This window comes from Plantibacter sp. 2H11-2 (assembly GCF_050031945.1).
GTDB classification, from domain to species: domain Bacteria; phylum Actinomycetota; class Actinomycetes; order Actinomycetales; family Microbacteriaceae; genus Plantibacter; species Plantibacter auratus.
Genome location: NZ_JBNBBL010000003.1, coordinates 152,015 through 173,651, shown reverse-complemented (window position 1 = coordinate 173,651; position 21,637 = coordinate 152,015). Strand labels below are relative to the sequence as shown.

22 protein-coding genes are annotated in these 21,637 nt (G+C 68.8%); 11 read left to right on the top strand and 11 right to left on the bottom strand.

All coding sequences use genetic code 11. From position 1 onward, the window contains the following. The first annotated feature begins 14 nt into the window (after window positions 1-14). The 7 genes from ACQG07_RS08575 (at window position 15) to lnt (ending at window position 8,341) form a co-directional block, all read left to right on the top strand. Window positions 15-971, top strand: a complete 957-nt coding sequence (locus ACQG07_RS08575; protein WP_124769380.1) for an FKBP-type peptidyl-prolyl cis-trans isomerase — start codon at window positions 15-17, stop codon at window positions 969-971. Window positions 972-1,049: 78 nt separating this feature from the next. Beyond that, window positions 1,050-2,090 carry a helix-turn-helix transcriptional regulator gene (locus ACQG07_RS08570; RefSeq protein WP_426738024.1) on the top strand — a complete coding sequence of 347 codons (1,041 nt, stop codon included), beginning with the start codon at window positions 1,050-1,052 and terminating at the stop codon, window positions 2,088-2,090. Further along, a complete protein-coding gene (locus ACQG07_RS08565) occupies window positions 2,083-3,093 on the top strand; it encodes a WYL domain-containing protein (RefSeq protein ID WP_192004881.1) in 1,011 nt (336 codons plus the stop codon). The genes ACQG07_RS08570 and ACQG07_RS08565 overlap by 8 nt, the downstream gene beginning before the upstream one ends. A gap of 81 nt (window positions 3,094-3,174) precedes the next feature. Next, window positions 3,175-3,444, top strand: a complete 270-nt coding sequence (gene tatA, locus ACQG07_RS08560; protein WP_079705987.1) for a Sec-independent protein translocase subunit TatA — start codon at window positions 3,175-3,177, stop codon at window positions 3,442-3,444. 138 nt (window positions 3,445-3,582) lie between these two features. Continuing rightward, complete coding sequence (tatC, locus tag ACQG07_RS08555) at window positions 3,583-4,344, top strand: twin-arginine translocase subunit TatC (protein ID WP_071260381.1); 762 nt, start codon at window positions 3,583-3,585, stop codon at window positions 4,342-4,344. After that, window positions 4,341-6,761 (top strand): DEAD/DEAH box helicase, encoded by a 2,421-nt coding sequence (locus tag ACQG07_RS08550; protein ID WP_194600556.1) that lies wholly within the window; start codon window positions 4,341-4,343, stop codon window positions 6,759-6,761. Before tatC ends, ACQG07_RS08550 begins: the two co-directional genes overlap by 4 nt. Next, window positions 6,758-8,341 (top strand): apolipoprotein N-acyltransferase, encoded by a 1,584-nt coding sequence (gene lnt, locus ACQG07_RS08545; protein WP_426738023.1) that lies wholly within the window; start codon window positions 6,758-6,760, stop codon window positions 8,339-8,341. Before ACQG07_RS08550 ends, lnt begins: the two co-directional genes overlap by 4 nt. 60 nt (window positions 8,342-8,401) lie before the next feature. On the opposite strand, the gene ACQG07_RS08540 is transcribed toward lnt, so the two are convergent. The 4 genes from ACQG07_RS08540 to ACQG07_RS08525 all read right to left on the bottom strand — a co-directional run bounded on the left by ACQG07_RS08540 (window position 8,402) and on the right by ACQG07_RS08525 (window position 11,192). Then, window positions 8,402-8,764 (bottom strand): RNA polymerase-binding protein RbpA, encoded by a 363-nt coding sequence (locus ACQG07_RS08540; protein WP_064296965.1) that lies wholly within the window; start codon window positions 8,762-8,764, stop codon window positions 8,402-8,404. Between the two features lie 127 nt (window positions 8,765-8,891). Then, window positions 8,892-9,671, bottom strand: a complete 780-nt coding sequence (locus ACQG07_RS08535; protein WP_426738022.1) for a glycerophosphodiester phosphodiesterase family protein — start codon at window positions 9,669-9,671, stop codon at window positions 8,892-8,894. A gap of 7 nt (window positions 9,672-9,678) precedes the next feature. Beyond that, on the bottom strand, window positions 9,679-10,698 hold the full coding sequence (locus ACQG07_RS08530; protein ID WP_274499968.1) for an SPFH domain-containing protein: 1,020 nt from the start codon (window positions 10,696-10,698) through the stop codon (window positions 9,679-9,681). A 2-nt stretch (window positions 10,699-10,700) separates the two neighbouring features. After that, the gene (locus tag ACQG07_RS08525) at window positions 10,701-11,192 is read right to left on the bottom strand and encodes an NfeD family protein (protein WP_064296968.1); all 492 of its coding nucleotides are present in this window, start codon (window positions 11,190-11,192) and stop codon (window positions 10,701-10,703) included. 194 nt (window positions 11,193-11,386) lie between these two features. Between ACQG07_RS08525 and ACQG07_RS08520 the strand changes: the two genes are divergently transcribed. Then, entirely contained in the window at window positions 11,387-12,151 is a 765-nt protein-coding gene (locus tag ACQG07_RS08520) for an SDR family oxidoreductase (protein WP_079705991.1), read from the top strand. Window positions 12,152-12,224: 73 nt separating this feature from the next. Here ACQG07_RS08520 and ACQG07_RS08515 read toward each other — a convergent pair whose 3' ends face one another. Next, window positions 12,225-12,818: an HdeD family acid-resistance protein gene (locus ACQG07_RS08515; protein ID WP_164486949.1), complete on the bottom strand. Its 594-nt coding sequence runs from the start codon at window positions 12,816-12,818 to the stop codon at window positions 12,225-12,227. A gap of 166 nt (window positions 12,819-12,984) precedes the next feature. Between ACQG07_RS08515 and ACQG07_RS08510 the strand changes: the two genes are divergently transcribed. Beyond that, window positions 12,985-15,357, top strand: coding sequence for an ATP-binding cassette domain-containing protein (locus ACQG07_RS08510; RefSeq protein ID WP_426738021.1), 2,373 nt, complete (start codon window positions 12,985-12,987; stop codon window positions 15,355-15,357). A 111-nt stretch (window positions 15,358-15,468) separates the two neighbouring features. Here ACQG07_RS08510 and ACQG07_RS08505 read toward each other — a convergent pair whose 3' ends face one another. Continuing rightward, complete coding sequence (locus ACQG07_RS08505; RefSeq protein ID WP_426738020.1) at window positions 15,469-16,173, bottom strand: response regulator transcription factor; 705 nt, start codon at window positions 16,171-16,173, stop codon at window positions 15,469-15,471. 190 nt (window positions 16,174-16,363) lie between these two features. Here ACQG07_RS08505 and ACQG07_RS08500 point away from each other — a divergent pair, with 190 nt between their 5' ends. Beyond that, window positions 16,364-16,942, top strand: coding sequence for a TetR/AcrR family transcriptional regulator (locus ACQG07_RS08500; protein WP_426738019.1), 579 nt, complete (start codon window positions 16,364-16,366; stop codon window positions 16,940-16,942). A 21-nt stretch (window positions 16,943-16,963) separates the two neighbouring features. Here the strand turns inward: ACQG07_RS08500 and ACQG07_RS08495 are convergent, their stop codons facing one another. From ACQG07_RS08495 to trpD, 5 genes are all read right to left on the bottom strand, one after another. Continuing rightward, a complete protein-coding gene (locus ACQG07_RS08495; protein ID WP_133059937.1) occupies window positions 16,964-17,188 on the bottom strand; it encodes a hypothetical protein in 225 nt (74 codons plus the stop codon). An 84-nt stretch (window positions 17,189-17,272) separates the two neighbouring features. After that, window positions 17,273-17,983: a dihydroxyacetone kinase phosphoryl donor subunit DhaM gene (gene dhaM / locus ACQG07_RS08490; RefSeq protein ID WP_274499973.1), complete on the bottom strand. Its 711-nt coding sequence runs from the start codon at window positions 17,981-17,983 to the stop codon at window positions 17,273-17,275. Next, on the bottom strand, window positions 17,980-18,624 hold the full coding sequence (gene dhaL / locus ACQG07_RS08485) for a dihydroxyacetone kinase subunit DhaL (RefSeq protein WP_274499974.1): 645 nt from the start codon (window positions 18,622-18,624) through the stop codon (window positions 17,980-17,982). Before dhaL ends, dhaM begins: the two co-directional genes overlap by 4 nt. Before the next feature lie 4 nt (window positions 18,625-18,628). Next, on the bottom strand, window positions 18,629-19,630 hold the full coding sequence (gene dhaK / locus ACQG07_RS08480; RefSeq protein WP_274499975.1) for a dihydroxyacetone kinase subunit DhaK: 1,002 nt from the start codon (window positions 19,628-19,630) through the stop codon (window positions 18,629-18,631). Window positions 19,631-19,746: 116 nt separating this feature from the next. Continuing rightward, complete coding sequence (trpD, locus tag ACQG07_RS08475; protein WP_426738018.1) at window positions 19,747-20,808, bottom strand: anthranilate phosphoribosyltransferase; 1,062 nt, start codon at window positions 20,806-20,808, stop codon at window positions 19,747-19,749. Between the two features lie 144 nt (window positions 20,809-20,952). Between trpD and ACQG07_RS08470 the strand changes: the two genes are divergently transcribed. After that, a complete protein-coding gene (locus ACQG07_RS08470) occupies window positions 20,953-21,621 on the top strand; it encodes an aa3-type cytochrome oxidase subunit III (protein ID WP_085510949.1) in 669 nt (222 codons plus the stop codon). Window positions 21,622-21,637: the final 16 nt, after the last annotated feature.

Here is a 21,637-nt window from a genome sequence, read left to right as displayed (position 1 = left end):
CGAAACGAGGATCCGTGCGCACTGCACCAGCTCTCATCGCCGCAGCAGGCCTCCTGCTCGTCTCCCTCACCGGGTGCACCGCGCCGGGCTCGGCCTCGTGCGACACCGCGGCGTCCGCCGGCGACGCGACGAAGCTCATCAGCGTGTCGGGTGACTTCGGCGCCACCCCGAAGGTGGAGCTTCCGAAGCCGCTGTACACGAAGACGACGGAGCGCCAGGTCGTGATCCAGGGCGACGGTCAGCAGGTCTCGGCCGACGGCACCGTCAACCTCAACCTGATGCTCCTCAACGGACGCACGGGCGACGTCCTGCAGCAGACGGACTTCAACGGGCCCGCGAGCACCCTCATCGCCCTGTCCGGAAGCCTCCCCGGCTTCGCGAAGGCGTTCGCCTGCACGACGGTCGGATCCCGTGTCGTCGCGGCGATCTCACCCGAGGACGCGTTCGGCCCGAGCGGTGGCAGCGAGGCGAACGGCATCAAGAAGGACGACGCGATCATCCTCGTCGCCGACATCCAGGGCGCGGCGCTGCCCAAGGCCGACGGCGCCGAGCGCCCGATCCCGTCAGGGTTCCCCTCCGTCGTGACCGCTCCGAGTGGTCAGCCCGGCATCACCATCCCGGCGGCCCCAGCACCGACCGAGACGAAGCACACCCTGTCCCGCGTCGGCGACGGTGCCACGGTCAAGGCCGGCGACCAGGTCATCGTCAACTACACCGGCGTGCTGTGGGATCAGAAGAGCGTCTTCGACAGCAGCTGGGAGAAGGGCCAGCCCCTCGTCTTCCAGGCCGATGGCGGTCAGATGATCAAGGCCTTCAACGACGCGGTCGTCGGCCAGCAGGTCGGCTCGCAGATCATCCTCGTGGTGGCGCCGAAGGACGGCTACGGCGAGCAGGGTTCGGGCAGCGTCCCGGCCGGCGCCACGCTCGTGTTCGTCATCGACGTGCTCGGCACCCAGCGCGCGGCGCAGTAACCGACACGCCTCGGATACGGCCCGTCCCACGCCCGCGTCGCGGGTGGGGGACGGGCCGTCCGTCGGTAGACTGGACCGGTGTCCTCAGCCCGCGAGTCCCCGAAGCCGGTCCCGGTGGAGGAGCGACTCTTCAGCCTCGTGCTCGCGCTCCTCGCCACGCAGACCGGCCTGACGAAGAACGAGATCCTGTCGACCGTCCAGGGGTACCGCCAGCAGTATTCGAGTGGCGGCGGCAACGCCAGCCTCGAGCGACAGTTCGAGCGCGACAAGGACAACATCCGCGAACTCGGCGTCCCGCTCGAGACGATCGAGCAGCCGGGTGAACCCGGCAACAACCAGTCGATGCGCTATCGGATCCCGAAGGGCGCCTACGAGCTCCCCACCGACGTCCGGTTCACCCCGGCGGAGCTGTCACTGCTGTCGCTCGCAGCCACCGTTTGGCGTGAGGGGTCACTCTCCGGCCAGTCGCAGCGCGCGATGACGAAGTTGCGGTCGCTCGGCATCGAGCCCGACGAACCGATCATCGGATACGCGCCGAGACTCCGCACCCGGGAGGCCTCGTTCGAACCGCTCGACGCGGCGCTCGAACGTCGGTCCGTGGTCGCCTTCCCCTACCTGAAGCCCGGCGAGGCGCGGCCACGCGTCCGCACCGTCGCACCGTTGGCGCTCGTCCAGCACGAGGGTCGCTGGCATCTCTACGCGACCGACCGGACGGTGGACGAGCCCCGGACGTTCCTCCTGTCGCGGATCGTCGGTCCGGTCAAGCCGACGGGGGAGTCGTTCCCCGCCGACGACCGCGACCACGCCGCCGACGCGATCGACGGCCTGCGCCGCGTGTCCTCGTCGCAACGCGCCCTCGTCCGTGTCCGGCCCGGGACCGACGCCGCGGCCCGCCTCGGCAACCGCTACGGCGTCAGCGACACGGAGCGCACGGAACTCACCATCCCGTACCTCGACCACCACATCCTCGCCGACGAGCTCGCCGGGTTCGGCCCGGAGGTCGTCGTCCTCGACCCTCCGGCGCTCGTCGAGGCCGTGGCGTCCAGACTCGAGCTGGTCGTCGCCCGCCACCGCGCGACCGACGACCCACCCCACCCCGAGGAGACCGCCCGTGGCTAAGCGACCGGCGGCGCCCCGCGCCCAGGACAAGCTGATCTTCCTCCTCTCGCTCGTGCCGTACCTCATCGACCGCGAGCGGGTCACGGTCGACGAGGCCGCGCGGCACTTCGGTCTGTCCCCGCGCCAGATCCGAGAAGCGGTCGAGCTCTTGACGGTGTCCGGCGTGCCGGGCGACACCCGGCAGTACCTCGCCGGCGACCTCTTCGACATCGACTGGGGCAGCTTCGAGGAGGATGACGAGATCGTCCTCACCCACCGGGTCGCCCTCGACGACAGTCCTCGCTTCTCAGCCCGCGAGGCCTCCGCCCTCATCGCCGGCCTGCAGTCGCTCCAGCGCCTTCCCGAGTTCGTCGACAGCGACGTCATCGGCGGCGTGATGGCGAAGCTCGCCCGCGGGGCGTCGTCCGCACCGGGCCAGCTCGCGGTCACCGAGTCCTACTCAGCACACGCGGTCGGTATCATCCGGTCGGCTCTGGCCGCCGGCCACAGCGTCGCGTTCGACTACGTCGACGCGAGTGGGGCGACCGAGGCGAGACTGGTGGACCCGCTGCGTCTCGAGTCCCAGGATCAGGACTGGTATCTCTACGGGTGGTGCCACCTGCGCGAGGCGACGCGTCGCTTCCGTCTCGATCGGATGACCGAGCTGCGGGAGACCGACGCCGAGGTCGTGTTCCGCGAAGCGGACGTCGTCGTCCCGACCGCGTTGTTCGAGCCGAGCGACTCCGACCGCAACGTCACCGTGCTCGTCCGACGCTCGGTCCTGCCGCTCATCGACGACTACGTGGTCGCCGTCGACAGCGCGCCAGGCAGCTCCGCAGCCCGCGAGGACAGCGACGCCGAGGTGACCGCGACCCTACGCCTCGCGCACCATCACGGCCTCAAACGACTGGTCGCCGCACACCCCGGGCTCATCACCGTGCTCGGCCCGGCGGACGCGCGCGACGCGGTCGCCGATTGGGCGGCCGCCGGTCTCGCGCAGTACCGCACGACATCCGCGAGCTGACTCCCGAGACTCCCGGCAGCAGAGCGGGAGATGCAGGGTAGAGTGAGTGGACCTCGACCTCGAAGATCAGGAACGAAGACTATGTTCGGCAACGCATTCACCGGGTGGCACCTCGTCATCATCCTCCTCATCGTCCTGCTGCTGTTCGGAGCACCGAAGCTCCCGGGTCTCGCCCGCAGCGTCGGCCAGTCGATGCGGATCTTCAAGAGCGAGGTCAAGAGCATGCGCGACGACGAGCCCGCCTCGCCCGACGCGACGGGCACGGTTCCGCCCGCGAGTACGACGCCCGCCGACCCGACTCCGGCCGCGACGGCCCCGCAGAAGCCGACCGACCCGCCGGTCAAGCCGTAACCCTGAGGACCACCCGAGCCCGATGACGCCAGCACCTGGCCCCCGACGAGTGCGCCTCGAACAGGCTGCTCAGGAACGGACGATGTCGCCGTGGCCCTGACCGACAAGCGTCCCAAGAAACAGAACCGCGAAGGGCGAATGTCGCTCGGCGAGCACCTCGTCGAGTTGCGGAAGCGGCTGTTCTACTCCGCCATCGGCATCATCGTCGGCATGGTCGCGGGTTTCATTGCCTCCGAGTGGATCATCGAGGCGATGAGCGCCCCCATCCTCGTCATCGCCGACGATCGCGGGCAGGCGTTCCTGAACTTCACCAACGTCACGAGCGCGTTCGACCTGCGGATGAAGATCGCCCTCACCGCCGGCGTCGTCCTGTCCAGCCCGGTGTGGCTCTACCAGATCTGGGCGTTCCTCGTGCCCGGCCTGACGCGCAAGGAGCTGAAGTACGCGATCGGGTTCTTCGCGACCGCCGTGCCGCTGTTCCTCGCGGGCTGCTACGCGGGCTGGTTCGTGTTGCCGCACATCGTCGAGCTCATGCTCGGCTTCACCCCGACGGCGGCGGCCAACTTCCTCGACGCCACCACCTATTACGACTTCGTCCTGAAGCTGGTGCTCGCGGTCGGTGTCGCCTTCGTCCTGCCCGTGTTCCTCGTCCTGTTGAACTTCGTCGGCGTGCTCTCCGCAGCGGCGATCATCAAGGCGTGGCGGGTCGCGATCCTCGTCATCGTGCTCTTCACGGCCATCGCCACGCCCGCCGCCGACATCGTGTCGATGTTCGTCCTGGCGATCCCGATGGTCCTGTTGTACTTCGCGGCCTACGGCGTCGCCGTCCTCCACGACCGCAGTGCGGCCAAGCGGCAGCGACGCATCGACGCCGAACTCGGTAGCGCGGGGCTCGCATGAGCGACACCGCTTCCCCTGCCGAGCGGTATCGGGCAGCAGCGGTCCGGAACGCGACACCGAGGCTCCAGGAGTTCCGCGCGAGGCAGCGTTTCGACCTCGACGCGTTCCAACTCGAGGCGTGCGAGCGGATCGAGAACGGCAGCAGTGTCCTCGTCGCCGCACCGACGGGTGCCGGCAAGACCATCGTCGCCGAGTTCGCGATCGCGCTGGCCATGCACGGCGACCGCGGCAAGGTCTTCTACACCACGCCGATGAAGGCGCTCAGCAACCAGAAGTTCCAGGAGCTCACCGCCGAGTACGGGTCCGAGCACGTCGGCCTGCTCACGGGCGACACGAACGTGAACGGCAACGCCCGCATCGTCGTCATGACGACCGAGGTCCTCCGCAACATGCTGTACGCGGACTCCGACGCGCTGACCGACCTCGCCTTCGTGATCATGGACGAGGTGCACTACCTGGCGGACCGGTTCCGCGGAGCGGTGTGGGAGGAGGTCATCATCCACCTCCCGCAGGCCGTCCGGATGGTGTCGCTGAGCGCGACCGTGTCGAATGCCGAAGAGTTCGGTGACTGGCTGCAGGCCGTCCGCGGCGACACCGCCGTGATCGTGTCCGAGGAGCGACCGGTGCCCCTCACCCAGCACGTGCTGATGCGCAACAAACTCATCGACCTGTTCGCCGCGCCGAGCCTCGCCGACACCCACCAGGTCAACCCGGAGCTCGTCCGCATGGCGCAGTTCGGTGGCCGTGCGCCGAACAGCCGTCAATACAAGGACATCAGCCGCTACAACCAGCGCCGCGCCCCGCATCGGGCCGAGAAGCTCGACCGTGGGCATTTCGTCCAGATGCTCGACGACCACCACCTGCTCCCGGCGATCTTCTTCGTCTTCAGCCGTGTCGGGTGCGACCAGGCCGTCAAGCAGGTCCTCCGTTCCGGCATCAGGCTGACCGAGGCGCACGAACGCGACGAGATCCGCCAGATCGTCGACGAGCACTGCCGGACCCTGCTCGACGAGGACCTCGCCGTCCTCGGCTACTGGGAGTGGCTCGACGGTCTGGAACGGGGCGTCGCCGCCCACCACGCCGGTCTCCTGCCGGCGTTCAAGGAGGTCGTCGAGGAGCTCTTCCGGCGGAAGCTCGTGAAGGTCGTCTTCGCGACCGAGACCCTCGCGCTCGGCATCAACATGCCGGCCAGGACGGTCGTCCTCGAGAAGCTCGAGAAGTTCAACGGTGAGGCACGCGTCCCGATCACCCCGGGGGAGTACACCCAGATCACCGGGCGTGCCGGACGCCGCGGCATCGACGTCGAGGGCCACGCCGTGATCCAGTGGACCGAGGGGCTGCACCCGCAGTCCGTCGCCTCGCTGGCCTCCCGACGCACCTACCCGCTCAACTCCAGCTTCCGTCCGACCTACAACATGGCGGTCAACCTGATCGACCAGTTCGGCCGTCAACGCACCCGTCAGATCCTCGAGTCGTCCTTCGCACAGTTCCAGGCGGACCGGGCCGTCGTCGGGATCGCGCGGAAGGTGCGCGAGCAGGAGTCCTCGCTCGCCGGCTACGAGAAGTCCATGGCCTGCCACCTCGGGAACTTCGTCGAGTACGCGGGCATCCGGCGCGAGCTCACGGACCTCGAACGCAAGGGCGAGCCGAACGGCTCGCGCGCGTCGAAGGACCGTCGCCAACGCAAGCTCGCCGAACTCCGCAAGCGGATGCGGGCTCACGCCTGCCACGTCTGCCCGCACCGCGAGGACCACGCTCGCTGGGCGGAACGATGGTTCAAGCTCAAGAAGCAGACCGACCAGCTGCGACAGCAGATCCAGACGCGGACGGGCGCGGTCGCTCGCGTGTTCGACCGGGTCGTCGACGTGCTGCTCGAGTACGAGTATCTGGCACGCGACGAGCACGGCGCGGTCGTCGTCGCGGCTCCCGGCCGCACCTTGAAGCGCATCTACGGAGAACGGGACCTCCTCGTGGCGGAATGCCTGCGAACCGGTGCCTGGAACGACCTCGATGCCGCATCCCTCGCGGCGATGGCCGCCGCGATCGTGTACGAACCACGGCGTGAGGAGCAGAATACCCCGGAGCGTTTCCTGCCCCGCGGCCCGTTCCGCTCCGCGCTCGAACGGACGCAGGACCTCTGGAGCCGGCTCGACGACAGCGAACGGGAGCACCGCCTCCCGGGGAGCAACCCGATCTCGACCGGCCTCTCCCTCGCGATGCACCAGTGGGCCAAGGGTGCGAACCTCGACACCGTGCTCATCGAGGCGGAACTCGCCGCCGGCGACTTCGTACGGTGGTGCAAGCAGACCATCGACCTGCTCGATCAGCTCCGCGTCGTCGACGGACCGGTGGGTCGTCATTCGCGTGAGGCGCTGGACTCGATCCGACGCGGCATCGTCGCGTACAGCTCGCTGTGAGGTCTCTGCATCGTCGGAGCGACCGGCTCCGACCGATCGACGCGCTGGTCGACCGTCGTTCGCCGCTCCCGCTCTGGCTCGCGGCCGTCGTGGCCATCGCCGCCGGTCCTGTCCTCGACGCCGGCTTCCCGGACCGCGGGGTCTGGCCCCTGACGTTCGTCGGCATCGCCCTCGTCCTCCTCACCCTCATGGGGCGCAGCATCGGCGGTGCGCTCCTCGTCGGCTTCCTGGCGGGGGAGTCGTTCTACCTGATCCACATCGAGTGGGCGACCGCCTACCTGGGTCCCGTCCCGTGGGCGGCACTGTCGACGCTCGAGGCCATCTTCTTCGCGCTCGGAGCCGTGCTCATCACCCTGGCGTACCGCTGGGTGCCGCGTGCCTTCCCCGGGATCGGGGGACGCGTCTGGTTGGCCGCCGCGGTCGTCGCCGCCCTGTGGACCGCCCGCGAGACGCTCGTGAGCACTTGGCCCTACGGCGGATTCCCGTGGGCGAGGATGGCGCTCAGCCAGTCCGAGAGCCCGTTCGCACCGCTCGTCGCCTGGGTCGGGTTCTCGGGGCTGTCGTTCCTCATGGTGCTGCTCGTGGCACTCGCCCTGCAGCTCGCGGCGACCGCCGAGCTCTCGACGGTCAGCAGGGTCGGGACCGCGGTCCTCGCGGTCATCGCGGTGCTCGTCGTGCCGGCATGGCCGACGGCGACGACCGGGAGCATGCGGGTGGCTGCCATCCAGGGCAACGGCCCCGCCGGCTACTTCGATGCCGCAGCACCCGGCACCGTCATGCAGACGCAGATCGACGAGACGCTGCAGGTGCTCGACGCGGACGTCGACGTCGTGGTCTGGCCCGAGGGCAGCGCAGACCTCGACCCGCAGCGGGTTCCCCAGTCGGCTGCGGCCCTCGACGCGTTGAGCCGTCGCATGGACGCACCGTTCGTCGTCGGTGCGATCTCCCAACGCGGCGACCGCTACTACAACTCGTCACTCCTCTGGGACGCCTCGGACGGCGTCCGCGACGTCTACGACAAGAAGCACCCGGTCCCGTTCGGTGAATACGTCCCGGACCGGAAGTTCTGGGAGCCGTTCGCACCCGACCTCATCGGCCTCATCCAGCGCGAGTACACCCCGGGTACGAAGGACAACGTCTTCGACATCGACGGCGTGCTCGCGGGGATCAGCATCTGCTTCGACATCGCCGACGACCAGCTCACCCGCGACGCGGTGGCGGGCGGCGCGCGGATCGTGTTCGCCCAGACCAACAACGCGGACTTCGGTCAGACGGACGAGAACCAGCAACAGCTGGCGATCGCACGGCTCCGGGCGATCGAATCGGCTCGGTCCGTGGTGAACATCTCCACGGTGGGGACCAGCCAGATCATCGGGCCCGACGGCTCGACGATCGACAGCATCCCGGCTTTCCGTCCCGGGTCGATGGTCTCCGAGGTGCCGCTGACGGACACGGTCACGCCGTCGATGGCATTCGGCCACCAGCTCGAGACGTTCATCGGTGGCATGGGACTCGCCTCGCTGGTTCTTGCCGGGTTCGCCGCCAGGCCCCGGCGCGTCTCGAACCGTCCCCGGACATGACGATCGGCTGATCCGATACCGGATCAGCCGATCGAGGGGAGGCCTGTCAAGCGCTCGGTGTCACGCGCTCTTCTGCTGGCCGCGACGGGCGCGGAGATACGAGAGCCGCTCTTCGAGCAGCTCCTCGAGCTCATCGCGCGAGCGGCGCTCGAGCAGCATGTCCCAGTGGCTGCGGGGCGTCTTCACGTCACCGCGGTCGACGACGACGGGCTTCGAGTCGACGAGGAGGACGGCCTCCGCACCGCAGTGCCGGCACTCCCACAGTTCGGGGACTTCCGCATCGGCGGCGAAGGTCATGGTGGTCTCGCGCTCGCAACTCTGACACCGGTAGATGTGGTTGCTCCGCGCCGAGAATATGACGCCCTCTTCCGTTTGTAGACTCTGGGCGCCCAGGCGCATTCCGCGCAAACTGCGATCTGCCATTGTGTGGTCTCCTCTCGCTCGGCATCCACAGTTATAAACCCACAAGCTGGGTAAACTGTTCCGTTCACCCATCCGGCTCTCAGCTCCTGCCCAGCTGCGGAGATGCCAGGTGTGGCGAGCCGACCCGTCAGCGCGAGCGGACCAGCTCGAGCGCGAGATCGCAACGGTCGGTGAAGAGGCCGTCGACGCCGAGATCCAGCAGGCGTCGCATGTCGGCGGGGTCGTTGACCGTCCACACGTGCACCTCGATGCCGAGGGCGTGCATCTGCGCAAGGAGACGCTTCGTCACGACGGGCACGCCGCGGAACCGTTCGGGCACCTGGAGCGCCTGGACACCGCCGAGCGACCGGCGGAGTGCTCCGCGGAGCCCGAGGGCGGCTGCGGGGAGGACGCGGAGCAGGATCCGGGCCGACGCGGATGAGGCCACGGAGTCGGCACCGGCCTCCAGTCCCACGGCCCGCACGATCGCGGAACGTCTGCCCTCGTCGAAGGAGGTGACGAGCACCCGATCGGCGGCACCGGCGCCGACGATCGCCGCAGCCGCCGGTGCAGCCGCTGCCGCGGCCTTGATGTCGAGGTTGAAGCGTGCCCCGGGGAACTCGGCCAGCGCCTGGGACAACGTCGGGATGCGATCGCCGCCGAGGTCGATCCGCTGGAGTTCCGCGAGTTCGAGGTCGGCGATCGGTCTCGGATCGCCCGTGATGCGGCGCAGGGACGGGTCGTGGAAGAGGACGGCGTGTCCGTCACGCGTGCAGTGCGCATCGGTCTCGACGTACTCGGCGCCGGCAGCCAGCGCACGGCGGAAGGACGACAGCGTGTTCTCGGGGACCCCCGGCCCGGCCAGCCCTCGATGGGCGAGGACCCGAGGACGGGCCGGACGGAAGTAGGGGAGGACCGCTGTCGTCACCGCGTGCTCAGCCCTCGGGCTGGACGGGGGTCGTCGGCGCCGGTGGCGTCTGGGGCGACGAGGCCGACGCGGTGGTGAAGGAGGGCGCCTGCGCAGCTGCGGCCGCCGCCCGTGCCGTGGCCGCAGGGTCGCGGGTGTTCCCCGGCCCGAAGGCGGAGCCGATGCCCTTGAGCGCCTCGGTCAGTTCGCTCGGGATGACCCAGAGCTTGTTCGCCTGGCCTTCCGCGAGCTTCGGGAGCATCTGCAGGTACTGGTAGCCCAGGAGCTTCTCGTCGGGGTCGCCGTCGTGGATGGCCTTGAACACCGTCTGGATGGCGGACGCCTCACCCTGAGCACGGAGCACGGCTGCCTGGGCATCACCCTCGGCGCGGAGGATCTCGGCCTGCCGCGCACCCTCGGCCGTCAGGATCGCCGACTGCTTGGTTCCCTCAGCGGTGAGGATGAGGGCACGACGGTCGCGCTCGGCCCGCATCTGCTTCTCCATGGAGTCCTGGATGGAGAGCGGCGGGTCGATCGCCTTGAGCTCGACGCGTCCGACGCGGATGCCCCATTTACCGGTCGCCTCGTCGAGCACGATGCGGAGCTTGCTGTTGATCTCGTCGCGGCTCGTCAGCGCCTCCTCGAGGTTCAACCCACCGACGACGTTCCGGAGCGTGGTCGTGGTCAGCTGCTCGACGGCACCCAGGTAGTTCGCGATCTCATACGTCGCGGCTCGCGCGTCGGTCACCTGGAAGTAGACGACCGTGTCGATCGAGACGACGAGGTTGTCCTCGGTGATCACCGGCTGCGGCGGGAAGGAGACGACGGTCTCGCGCAGGTCGATGAGTGGCCGCAACCGGTCGATGAAGGGGATGAGCAGGTTCAGACCCGGCAAGAGGGTCTTGTGGTACTTGCCGAGCCGCTCGACCACACCGGCGCTCGCCTGCGGGATGATGCGGATGGATCGGAACAGCACCACCAGCACGAAGATGACGACGATGGCCGCGATCACCCAGCCGATGATCGCTCCTGATGAGATGTCGTTCACGACTACTCCTTCTGCTCGCCCAGCGGTGCCGGGTGGGTTGGGACGGGGACGACGACGGCGGTGGCACCGTCGACGACGGACAGGACGATGCGCGTGCCGGGCTCGAGGGACGACGCGGGGGAGTCGTGCGGGGTCCTGGCGGTCCAGACCTCGCCGTTGCCGAGCTTCACCTGGCCACCGTGCGGGGTCACCGTCGAGAGCACGAGCCCCGGCATGCCGAGGAGCGCGTCGACGTTGCTCTTCGCCGGGTCCGCGCCGCGTTGCAGCGCTCGGAGCAGCGGCGGCCTGACGGCCAACAGGAGCAGGAGGGCGGCAGCGGCTGCGATGAGCAGCTGGAGCCACCACGGAGCGCCGAGGAGGCCGGAGAGCAGCCCGACGGTGCCGCCGAGCGCGAGCATGAGGAAGGTGAACTCGAGCGACAGGATCTCGATGATGACGAACACGAGGATCAGGACCAACCAGGCGATCCAGGCGTACTCGGTGATGACGTCCATGGTGCGGATTCCTCCCGGATCGGCTCTCGCGTCTGCCGCCTCGCAGTCCGGGGGAGCGCGAGACGGTGCGCCGGTCGGTTTCAACGCTATCAGCTGGGTGGACCGCCGAACCGGATCCGTCTGCCGGTTGTTGGTAAGGTCGTTGGCTGGAACCAGCCGCCGATGAGCGGCCCCAGATCTGAAGGAGCCCTCACGTGACGAACCCCCTGGCCGCCGGATCACTCTCCGGGAAGAACGTCCTCGTGACGGGCTCGTCCCGCGGCATCGGTGCCGACACCATCCGGTACTTCGCCGGTGCCGGCGCCAACGTCGTGATCAACTACCGGAACAAGGAGGCTCGCGCCGTCAAGCTCGCCGACGAAGTGCGAGCCCTCGGTGTGCAAGCCCTGGTGGTCGGAGCCGACCTCACCGACCCCACCTCGGTCGCCGCCATGTTCGCGACCACGAAGGCCGAACTCGGCGACCTCGACGTCCTGGTGCTGAACGCCTCCGGAGGGATGGAGAGCGGCATGGCCGAGGACTACGCCATGCAGCTCAACCGGGACGCACAGGTGAGCGTCGTCGAACACGCCCTCCCGCTGCTCCGCCCCGGCTCGCGGATCGTGTTCGTCACGAGCCACCAGGCGCACTTCATCCGGACCACGCCGACGATGCCCGAGTACGTCCCGGTCGCGACGTCCAAGCGTGCAGGCGAGGACGCGCTCCGCGCCAAGCAGGACCAGTTCGACGCGGCCGGTGTCGAGTTCGTGGTCGTCTCAGGCGACATGATCGAGGGGACCATCACCGCGACCCTCCTCGAACGCGCCAACCCCGGTGCGATCAGCTCCCGCAAGGAGTCGGCCGGTCGTCTCTACAACGTGGGTGAGTTCGCGGCCGAGGTCGCCTCGGCCGCCGTGGACCCGATCCCCGAGGACCACACCCGCTACGTGGGGGACACGAGCGACTTCATCGCCGAGTAATCGACGATCCTGACACGACGACGAACGCCCGGTCCTTCGAGGGACCGGGCGTTCGTCGTCCTGCCACCAGGTGTCAGCCGGCGAGACCGGCCCGCTTCACCTGCTTGCCGAAGGTGATCGCCTGGATGATCTCGACGACGCCGGCCGCGATGAGGAAGAACGCGGTGACGAGCAGGAGGGTCACGGCGGCGAGCAGCGGGTTCGCGAGGACGAACACGCCTGCGACGACGCTGATGACGCCGTAGAGGATCGTGATCCACCGCGACACGTCGGGTGCCGAGTCGAACAGCGAGGCCACGCCCTCGACGATCCAGGAGACACCGATCACGAAGACGAGCGCGCCGATGCCGAGCAGCGGATCGATGAAGATGTAGACGCCGGCGGCCAGCAGCAGCACACCGAACACGATCGTGAGGACCCGCCAGAGTCCGCCGTGCTCCCGAGCGACGACGCCACGCGTGATGCGGGCGATCCCGGCGACCAGGAAGTAGACGGCGAAGATCCACGCGACGGCGACCAGCGAGGCCTTCGGCGCGACCAGCAGAAAGACACCCAAGAGGATCGTGAGGATCCCACCGACGGCGAAGGCCCATCGGACACCGGAGATCTGGCTCGCGGTCAGCTTGGCGGAGTTCAGCGTGTAGGTGGTGGTGGATGATTCGGACATGGTCGGCTCCTGACGGTGGACAGTGCGGCGCTCCCGAGCAGACCGGGTGCGTTCCACCAGTGTGACGCATTCACACAGGTGTTTCACAGCATGACCTTTCATGTCGCGCGGGTCCAGTGCCGATCGAGGCGAGACGCCGACGATGACGACGGATACGCTGATCGCCATGAGCGAGACGCCGATGCACACCAGGGCCGCCGACAGCCACGACGTCATCCGGGTCAGGGGCGCCCGCGAGCACAATCTGCGCGACGTCGACGTCGACCTCCCGAAGCGCCGCCTCACCGTGTTCACCGGTGTGTCCGGCTCGGGGAAGAGCTCACTCGTCTTCGGGACGATCGCCGCCGAGTCGCAGCGGATGATCAACGAGACCTACAGCGCGTTCGTCCAGGGCTTCATGCCGTCGCAGGCGCGGCCCGACGTCGACGTGCTCGAGGGACTCACCACGGCGATCATCGTCGACCAGGAGCGGATGGGCGCGAACTCACGTTCGACGGTGGGCACGGCGACGGACGCGAACACCATGCTGCGCATCCTCTTCAGTCGTATCGGAGACCCGCCCATCGGGTCTCCGCAGGCCTTCTCCTTCAACGTCGCCTCGATCAGCGGCGCCGGAGCGGTGACCATCGAGCGCGGGGGACAGAGCACGAAGGAACGGCGGAGCTTCTCGATCACCGGCGGCATGTGCCCTCGGTGCGAGGGGATGGGGACCGTGAACGACATCGACCGTTCCCAGCTCTACGACGCCACGAAGTCGCTCAACCAGGGTGCACTCACGATCCCCGGCTACACACCCGACGGCTGGGGCGTGCGGATCTTCACCGGATCCGGATTCCTCGACGCGGACAAGCCCATCCAGGACTACACGGAGCGGGAGCTCCACGACTTCCTCCACAAGGAGCCGGTGAAGGTCAAGGTCGGCGACATCAACATGACCTACGAGGGCCTGATCCCGAAGGTGCAGAAGTCGTTCCTCTCGAAGGACCGTGAGGCGATGCAGCCGCACATCCGCGCATTCGTCGACCGCGCCGTCACCTTCACCACGTGTCCGGCGTGTGAGGGGACCCGCCTGAGCGAGGGCGCACGGAGTTCGCGCATCGCCGGTCGGAACATCGCCGAACTGTGCGCGATGCAGATCAGCGACCTCGCGGCGTGGACCCGGGCGCTCGACGCACCGTCGGTGCGCCCACTCCTGACGGTCCTCCAGGAGACGCTGGACTCCTTCGTCGCCATCGGTTTGGGGTACCTGTCCCTCGACCGCACGACTGGCACCCTCTCTGGTGGGGAGGCGCAGCGGACGAAGATGATCCGCCATCTGGGGTCGTCGCTCACCGACGTGACCTACGTGTTCGACGAGCCGACCGTCGGACTGCACCCGCATGACATCCAGCGGATGAACGAACTGCTCCTGCGGCTCCGCGACAAGGGGAACACCGTCCTCGTGGTGGAGCACAAGCCGGAGACGATCACGATCGCCGACCACGTCGTCGACCTCGGCCCCGGAGCCGGGACCGGCGGGGGACAGGTGACGTTCCAGGGGAGTGTGGACGGCCTCCGAGCGAGCGACACCCTCACCGGGCGCCACTTCGACGACCGCGCCGCGCTCAAGCCGGCGCTGCGTCGACCGACCGGTGTCATCGAGATCCGCGGCGCCGACCGGCACAACCTGCAGGCCGTCGACGTCGACGTGCCGCTCGGCGTCCTCGTGGTCGTCACGGGTGTCGCCGGCTCGGGCAAGAGCTCCCTCATCCACGGCTCGGTCGCCGGGCGTGCCGGTGTGGTGACGGTCGACCAGAGCCCGATCCGCGGCTCGCGTCGCAGCAACCCGGCGACGTACACGGGTCTGCTCGAGCCCATCCGCAAGGCGTTCGCAAAGGCCAACGGGGTCAAGCCGGCGCTGTTCAGCTCGAACTCGGCGGGTGCATGCCCGAACTGCAACGGCGCCGGGGTCGTCTTCACCGATCTCGGCGTCATGGCGAGCGTCTCGACCGTCTGCGAGGTGTGCGAGGGTCGCCGGTTCGATGCTTCCGTTCTGGAATATCAGTTGGGGGAGCGGGACATCAGCGAGGTGCTCGCGATGTCGGTGACGGAAGCCGAGGCCTTCTTCGCCGACGGGCCGGCCCGGACGCCAGCCGCGCACCTCATCCTGGCGCGACTCGCCGACGTCGGGCTCGGCTATCTCAGCCTCGGACAGCCGTTGACGACCCTGTCAGGAGGCGAACGACAGCGACTCAAACTGGCGACGCAGATGGCCGACTCGGGCGAGGTCTACATCCTGGACGAGCCGACGACGGGCCTGCACCTCGCCGACGTGGAGAACCTGCTCGGGCTCCTGGACCGGTTGGTGGACTCCGGCAAGTCGGTCATCGTCATCGAGCATCATCAGGCGGTCATGGCGCATGCGGACTGGATCATCGACCTCGGACCCGGCGCAGGTCACGACGGCGGACGTCTGGTGTTCACCGGGACGCCCGCAGCACTCGTCGCCGATCGCTCGACGTTGACCGGAGAACATCTCGCTCGGTACATCGGCTCCTGACGCGCCCCGGTCGTCGCCGCGATCCTCAGGTCGGTGATGCAGGCGGACGTGACCCGATCGGACCCCGCTCGCGGCGGGCTGGAAAGAGCTGATAATGCACATTATGTCAACTCATCTGAACCTGCCCCGCCCCGCGGCTCGGGTTCGGAGGTCCTGGCCCAGGATCACCGCGTGGACCCGGTCGCGGAGGTGCAACTTGGCGAAGATCCGGTTGACGTGCGTCTTGACCGTGGACGGCGACAGGTGGAGTGCGTCGGAGATCTCACGATTCGACAGCCCGGCGACGATGCATCCGAACACGTCGAGCTCGCGCGGGCTGAGCGGGTCCAGCGGGTGGGCTGTCCCACCTGCTCCCCCGTGCTCGCGCGACCGTCCACCGGAGGCATAGTGCTCGATGAGTCGCTTCGTGATCCTGGGTTCGACGACGGCATCACCGGCATGGATCGTCCGAACAGCCTCCTGCAACCGGTCTGGTGGGGTGCTCTTCAGCAGGAAGGCGCTGGCGCCGGCGTCGAGGTCCCCGAACGCGTACTCGTCGATGTCGAAGGTGGTGAGGATGAGGACGCGTGTGGCCGGGTGGACCGTGGTGATGATCCTGGTCGCTTCGACGCCTCCCATCCCGGGCATCCGCACATCCATGAGGACGACGTCCGGTCGCAGTTCCCGTGCACGCCGAATCGCCTCCTCACCCGTCGCCGCCTCCCCTACGACCTCGATGTCCGGCGCGGAGTCCAGGGTCAGCGCGCTGCCCACCCGGACGAGTTCCTGGTCGTCCACCACCAGCACGCTGATGATCGAGGGACTGGTCGTGCTCACGTCGCTGCTCCTCGGTCGATGTGCAGCGTCGCGCTCGTCGACCAGCCCCCGCCCGCGCAGGGCCCTGCTTCGCTCGTGCCGCCGTACGCCGCGGCTCGAGCGGCGATACCCGGGGAAGTCAGCTCTGACCGGGACCGAATTCATAGAGTGCGTGCTCTAGAGTGGGTGCACTAGGAATACGGGAGTAGTCATGCCGAGAATCGTCGACCTACAGCGGTTCACCGCGCGCCAGACCGCGATCCTTGCTGCGGCCTACCGCTGTTTCGCCACCGAGGGGTATGAGACCACGTCGACGGCTGATATCTGCCGAGCGGCGGACATCTCCTCGGGGACCCTGTTCCACTACTTCCCCACCAAGCTCGACATCCTGGTCACGCTGCTGCGCGTGAGCGCCGCCTGGACCGAGGAGCAACTGCACCTCGCCACGCGCGCCGGGGCTGGGCGCCCTGCGTTGACCACCTATCTGGGCGCACTCGACCGCCAACGGGCCGCCGAGCAGACGGTCGGTTTCGCTCGCGCGGTCCAGGGCATGGCGCATCTTCACACCGTGGCGGCCGTCCTCGACGTCGAGCGTGACATGGTCGACCGCTTCCTCCTCGACCACATCACCGAGGCGGTTCGCACCAGCGCAGCCTGCTCCGACGCCACGCCGGAGCAGCTCGTCCGATGGGTGCGCTGGCTCGTCGACGGCAGCGCACTGCACGAGACGCCGGCGTCGAGCACGACGGGTGTCAGCGTCGCCGTCCGGTCGCTGCTCCTCCTCGGTTGACGGCGCAGACCACCGCGGTCGTCAGGCCGACGGAGCAGGTCGATCGGGGTCCTGGTCCCAGAGCGGCATCCCGAACTCGTTGACCGGGACGGCGGACTGCGCCGGGTCCGGAAGCCGCTCCCCCGTCGGGCAGGTCATGAAGTGATCGTGCCCGGAGGAACGGTCGAAGGTGTGCTCGGCGAGCGGATGGCCACAGACCGTGCACTGGCGGTCTTCGGTGTCCGACGTCTTCGTCTGCTCGTTCATGCGGGTCATGCTACGCCGACCGTCGGCGTCGACCACCCCGTTGCGCACGGGGCGCCGACCTGCTTCCGCCCCGAGCGCGACCCGTCAGACCTCTCCGAAGCCGGATTCGATGAGCGACGCCAGTGCCCCGATGGCATCCTTCGCGTCCGGACCGTCCGCCTGCAGCTCCACGACCGCCCCTTTGACGAGGCCCAGTGACATGATCCCGAGCAGGCTCTTGGCGTCCTTCCCGTTCACGACCACCTTGGCCGCGAACGTGCTCGCCAGCTTCACGAATTCCGCAGCGGGTCGAGCGTGGAGCCCGTCCTTGTTCCGCAGGGTCACGGAGGCTGCGGCGTGGGGCGCTGTCGGGTCGTCGGACCCACCCGCCCGAGTCGCCTCGTCGGCGCCCTGCTGGGCAGGGTCACCGCCGGCTGCAGACCGCGCGGCGTTCACGACCTCGTCGAGCGACGCGCCGGTCTGCGCGGCAACGGCCGCGGCGACCCCGCCTTCGACGAGCGGGGCGTCGACGATGCGTACCCGGCCTCGGACGTCGTCGTCGAGGAAGTCGAGTGCCGTCTCAGCGGTCAGGATCGCCGATCCCAGATCGCACAGCACCACCACCCCGGCCCCGGAGTCCACGGCGGCGATCCCGGCGGAGACCAGCTCGAAGCTCGTGCCGATCCCTCCCTCATCGGTACCGCCGGCTGCGGCGAGGGCCGCGTCGGGCGCCATCTGGCGCGCCAGGGCGATGAGCCCCTCCGCGATCAGCGCGCTGTGCGAGACGAAGACGAGGCCGACGGCTCCCCCGCTCATGCAGCACCCTCCCCAGCGGCCGCGGCCGCAGCTTGCAGGAGATAGGAGGTGGACTGCGCCCCAGGGTCGCGGTGCCCGATGGCCCGTTCTCCGAGGTAGCTGGCGCGCCCCTTGCGGGCGACGAGCGGTTCGGTCGCGGCGGCGCCACCCCACGCGGCGTCCGCGGCTGCGGCCAGCACCCGTGCCGGCGACTCCCCCGCCGCCGCAGCCGCGGATGCAGCGTCCACGGCGGGTGTCCACGCGTCGACCATGGTCTTGTCGCCGACCTCGGCCTTACCACGGAGCACGATCCCGTCGCGTGCCGCCGTCAGCAGGGCGACGACGGCATCGGCGTCGAGGTCATCCTGGCCGGCCACGGCGATCGACGCCTTGAGCAGCGCGGTGCCGTACAGCGGGCCGCTCGCGCCTCCGACGGTCGAGATGAGCGTCGTCGCGGCGAGCTTGAGGATGTCCGCGGGCGTCGCATCAGCAGGCTGCTCGTCGAGCTTCGGCAGGATCGCGGAGAACCCACGGTCGAGGTTCTCGCCATGGTCGCCGTCCCCGATGTCGCGGTCGAGCGTGATCAGCTCCACCCGATGCTCTGCGACGACCGCCGCACTCCCCCGCATCCAGGCGATCGCCCAGGCTCCGTCCAATCCCATCCGTCTACCGTCCCCACCGGAGCGCCGCGGTCTGCACCGGGGCGTCCCACAATTCGATCAGTTCGTCGTCGAGTTTCAGGAGGGTGATCGACACACCCTGCATCTCGAGGCTGGTCGTGTAGTTCCCCACGAGCGACCGTGCCACCTCGATCCCGCGCTCTGCGAGCGCCTCGGCCACGCGGCGGAAGACGATGAAGAGCTCGACCTGCGGCGTCCCGCCCATCCCGTTCACCAGGACGAGGGCCCGCTCGCCCGGGGCGTACGGCAGGTCTTCGAGGATGGCGTCGAGCAGCCGGTCGACGATCCGGTCGGCGGGCTCCAGCGGGATGCGTTCACGGCCGGGCTCACCGTGGATCCCGATGCCGATCTCGATCTCGTCGTCGGCCAGGGTGAAACTCGGCTCGCCCGCGTGCGGGACGACGCACGGGGTGAGTGCCACGCCCATCGTGCGGGTGCGCTCGTTGACCTTCGTCGCGAGGTCGGCGACCTCGTCGAGTCCTCCCCCGGCCTCGGCACGTGCGCCGGCGAGCTTCTCCACGAGGACGGTGCCGGCGACACCCCGGCGCCCCGCCGTGTAGAGCGAGTCCTTCACCGCGACGTCGTCGTCGACGATGACCGAGCGCACCTCGATGCCCTCGGCCAGCGCGAGGTCGGCCGCGGTCTCGAAGTTGAGGACGTCGCCCGTGTAGTTCTTGACGATGTGCAGGACGCCGGCACCACCGTCCACCGCCTTCGTGGCGGCGAGGATGGGGTCCGGAGTGGGCGAGGTGAACACCGGGCCGGGTACGGCGGCGTCGAGCATCCCGAATCCGACGAACCCGCCGTGGAGGGGCTCGTGCCCGCTGCCGCCGCCGCTCACGATCCCCACCTTCCCGGCGACCGGGGCATCGGCTCGGGCGATGAACACCGGGTCGAGCGATACGGTGACGAGGTCGGGGTGCGCGGCGCCGAATCCGGCCACCGCCTCGAGGACGACGTCCTTGGGATCATTGATGAGTTTCTTCATTGAATCCTCCTGCAAGATCGTTTCGGGTCCGCCGACCGGGTACGCCGGCATCGGGTCTCAACCTACGCGCTGCGGCCCAACGCCGGTAGGGCCGGAAGACCCGGCCACGGCGCGGATCAGCGCGAGCCGAGCGTGCGGGTGGCGTCCACCCAGGCGTCGAGTGTCGCGGTCGCCGCGCCCGAGTCGATGACGGCCGCGGCGGACGCGAGAGCGGCGGCGAACCGCTCGAGGATCGGCCGCTGGGCCTGCGTCGGATCCTCCGACAGTTCGAACGCCACGATCCCGGCCGCGGCGTTCAGCAGGACGATGTCGCGGACCGGACCCTCCTCGCCGGCGAGCGTGGTGCGCACGACACCGGCGTTGTGCTGGGCGTCACCGCCGATCAGGTCGTCGATCGACGCACGGCGGATGCCGAGTTCCCGGGGATCCAGGTCGTGCTCGGTGACGGCTCCGCGGGTGATCTCCCAGAGGTGGCTGTGTCCCGTCGTCGTCAGTTCGTCGAGCCCGTCGTCACCCCGGAAGACGAGGGCGGTCGCCCCGCGCGTCTGGAAGACGCCCACGAACAGCGGGATGCGGTCGGCGTGCGCGACGCCGACCGCCGACGCCTCCGGGCGGGCCGGGTTGACGAGTGGGCCCAGGAAGTTGAAGACCGTCGGCACGCCGAGCTCCGCACGGACCGCTCCAGCGTGGCCGAAACCGGGGTGGAACGCCGCCGCGTACGCGAAGGTGATGCCCGTCGACGCCAGCACCTCCCCCACCAGATCCGTCGGCAGAGCGAGGTCGACGCCGAGCGCCGAGAGCACGTCACTCGATCCCGAGGCGGAGCTCGCCGCGCGGTTGCCGTGCTTGATGACGGGGATGCCCGTCGCCGCGGCGACGATGGAGGCGGTCGTCGAGATGTTGACCGTACCGAAGCGGTCGCCGCCGGTGCCGACGATGTCGAGGGCCCGGGACGGGGCGACGAGCGGCTTCGCGTGGTCGAGGATCGCGTCGCGGAACCCGACGATCTCGTCGACCGTCTCCCCCTTGCGCCGCAACGCGATGAGGAAGCCGGCAAGCTGGGCGTCCGTCACCTGGCCGGTCATGATGCGTTCCATCGCCCACGTCGACTCCGACACACTGAGATCGGTTCCGGCGAGCAGGTCGCCGATGAGCGTCGGCCAGGTCGTGAGAGGCATGTCGACGATCTTACAAGCGCGACTCGCCGACGCCTCGAGCTGCCTGTGGAGGCGAAGATCACATGAATCCCGCAGCAGAACCGAAGATTCCGGTCAGGAAATAAGGCTAGCCTTACTGATCCGAGCGTGCTCGCCGCCCCCGAAATGCGAAAAACCGCTCCCGCTTTCGGCCATAATGGAGGGGTGACGAGCACCTCAATCAACCTTGCGCCGAGCGCGCCCCGAATCAACCGACCGAACACGGTCGCGGTTGGAACGATCGTCTGGCTGGGCAGCGAGGTCATGTTCTTCGCCGGCCTCTTCGCGATCTACTTCACGCTGCGATCGATGGCCCCCGAGCTGTGGGCGGCCGAAGCCGGTCGCCTGAACGTCCCGTACTCGACGATCAACACGATCATCCTCGTGTCCTCGTCGTTCACGTGCCAGTTCGGCGTCTTCGCAGCGGAGCGCATGCAGCCCCGCATGACGGGCTGGAGCCCGCGCAAGTGGGGCATGGTCGAGTGGTTCTTCCTCACCTACGCCCTGGGCGCCGTGTTCGTCTCCGGCCAGATCCTCGAGTACGCGACGCTCGTCAGCGAGGGCATCTCCCTCAGCTCGAACGCGTACGGCTCGGCGTTCTACCTCACGACCGGCTTCCACGGCCTGCACGTGACCGGTGGCCTCATCGCCTTCCTCCTCGTGATCGGCCGTGCCTACGCCGTCAAACGATTCGGCCACAAGGAGGCGACGAGCGCCATCGTCGTCTCGTACTACTGGCACTTCGTCGACGTCGTGTGGATCGGCCTCTACTTCGTCATCTACATCCTGCGCTGACCCGGAATGACTGACT

Bases quoted from the DNA above. Each gene is read 5' to 3' on its own strand.
- ACQG07_RS08470 (WP_085510949.1), top strand. From the start codon at position 20,953: ATGCGAAAAACCGCTCCCGCTTTCGGCCATAATGGAGGGGTGACGAGC.
- ACQG07_RS08540 (WP_064296965.1), bottom strand. From the start codon at position 8,764: ATGGCAGATCGCAGTTTGCGCGGAATGCGCCTGGGCGCCCAGAGTCTA.
- ACQG07_RS08525 (WP_064296968.1), bottom strand. From the start codon at position 11,192: ATGGACGTCATCACCGAGTACGCCTGGATCGCCTGGTTGGTCCTGATC.
- trpD (WP_426738018.1), bottom strand. From the start codon at position 20,808: ATGCCTCTCACGACCTGGCCGACGCTCATCGGCGACCTGCTCGCCGGA.
- dhaM (WP_274499973.1), bottom strand. From the start codon at position 17,983: ATGAGCGGGGGAGCCGTCGGCCTCGTCTTCGTCTCGCACAGCGCGCTG.
- tatA (WP_079705987.1), top strand. From the start codon at position 3,175: ATGTTCGGCAACGCATTCACCGGGTGGCACCTCGTCATCATCCTCCTC.
- ACQG07_RS08550 (WP_194600556.1), top strand. From the start codon at position 4,341: ATGAGCGACACCGCTTCCCCTGCCGAGCGGTATCGGGCAGCAGCGGTC.
- dhaK (WP_274499975.1), bottom strand. From the start codon at position 19,630: ATGAAGAAACTCATCAATGATCCCAAGGACGTCGTCCTCGAGGCGGTG.
- ACQG07_RS08500 (WP_426738019.1), top strand. From the start codon at position 16,364: ATGCCGAGAATCGTCGACCTACAGCGGTTCACCGCGCGCCAGACCGCG.
- tatC (WP_071260381.1), top strand. From the start codon at position 3,583: ATGTCGCTCGGCGAGCACCTCGTCGAGTTGCGGAAGCGGCTGTTCTAC.
- dhaL (WP_274499974.1), bottom strand. From the start codon at position 18,624: ATGGGATTGGACGGAGCCTGGGCGATCGCCTGGATGCGGGGGAGTGCG.
- ACQG07_RS08510 (WP_426738021.1), top strand. From the start codon at position 12,985: ATGAGCGAGACGCCGATGCACACCAGGGCCGCCGACAGCCACGACGTC.
- ACQG07_RS08495 (WP_133059937.1), bottom strand. From the start codon at position 17,188: ATGAACGAGCAGACGAAGACGTCGGACACCGAAGACCGCCAGTGCACG.
- ACQG07_RS08515 (WP_164486949.1), bottom strand. From the start codon at position 12,818: ATGTCCGAATCATCCACCACCACCTACACGCTGAACTCCGCCAAGCTG.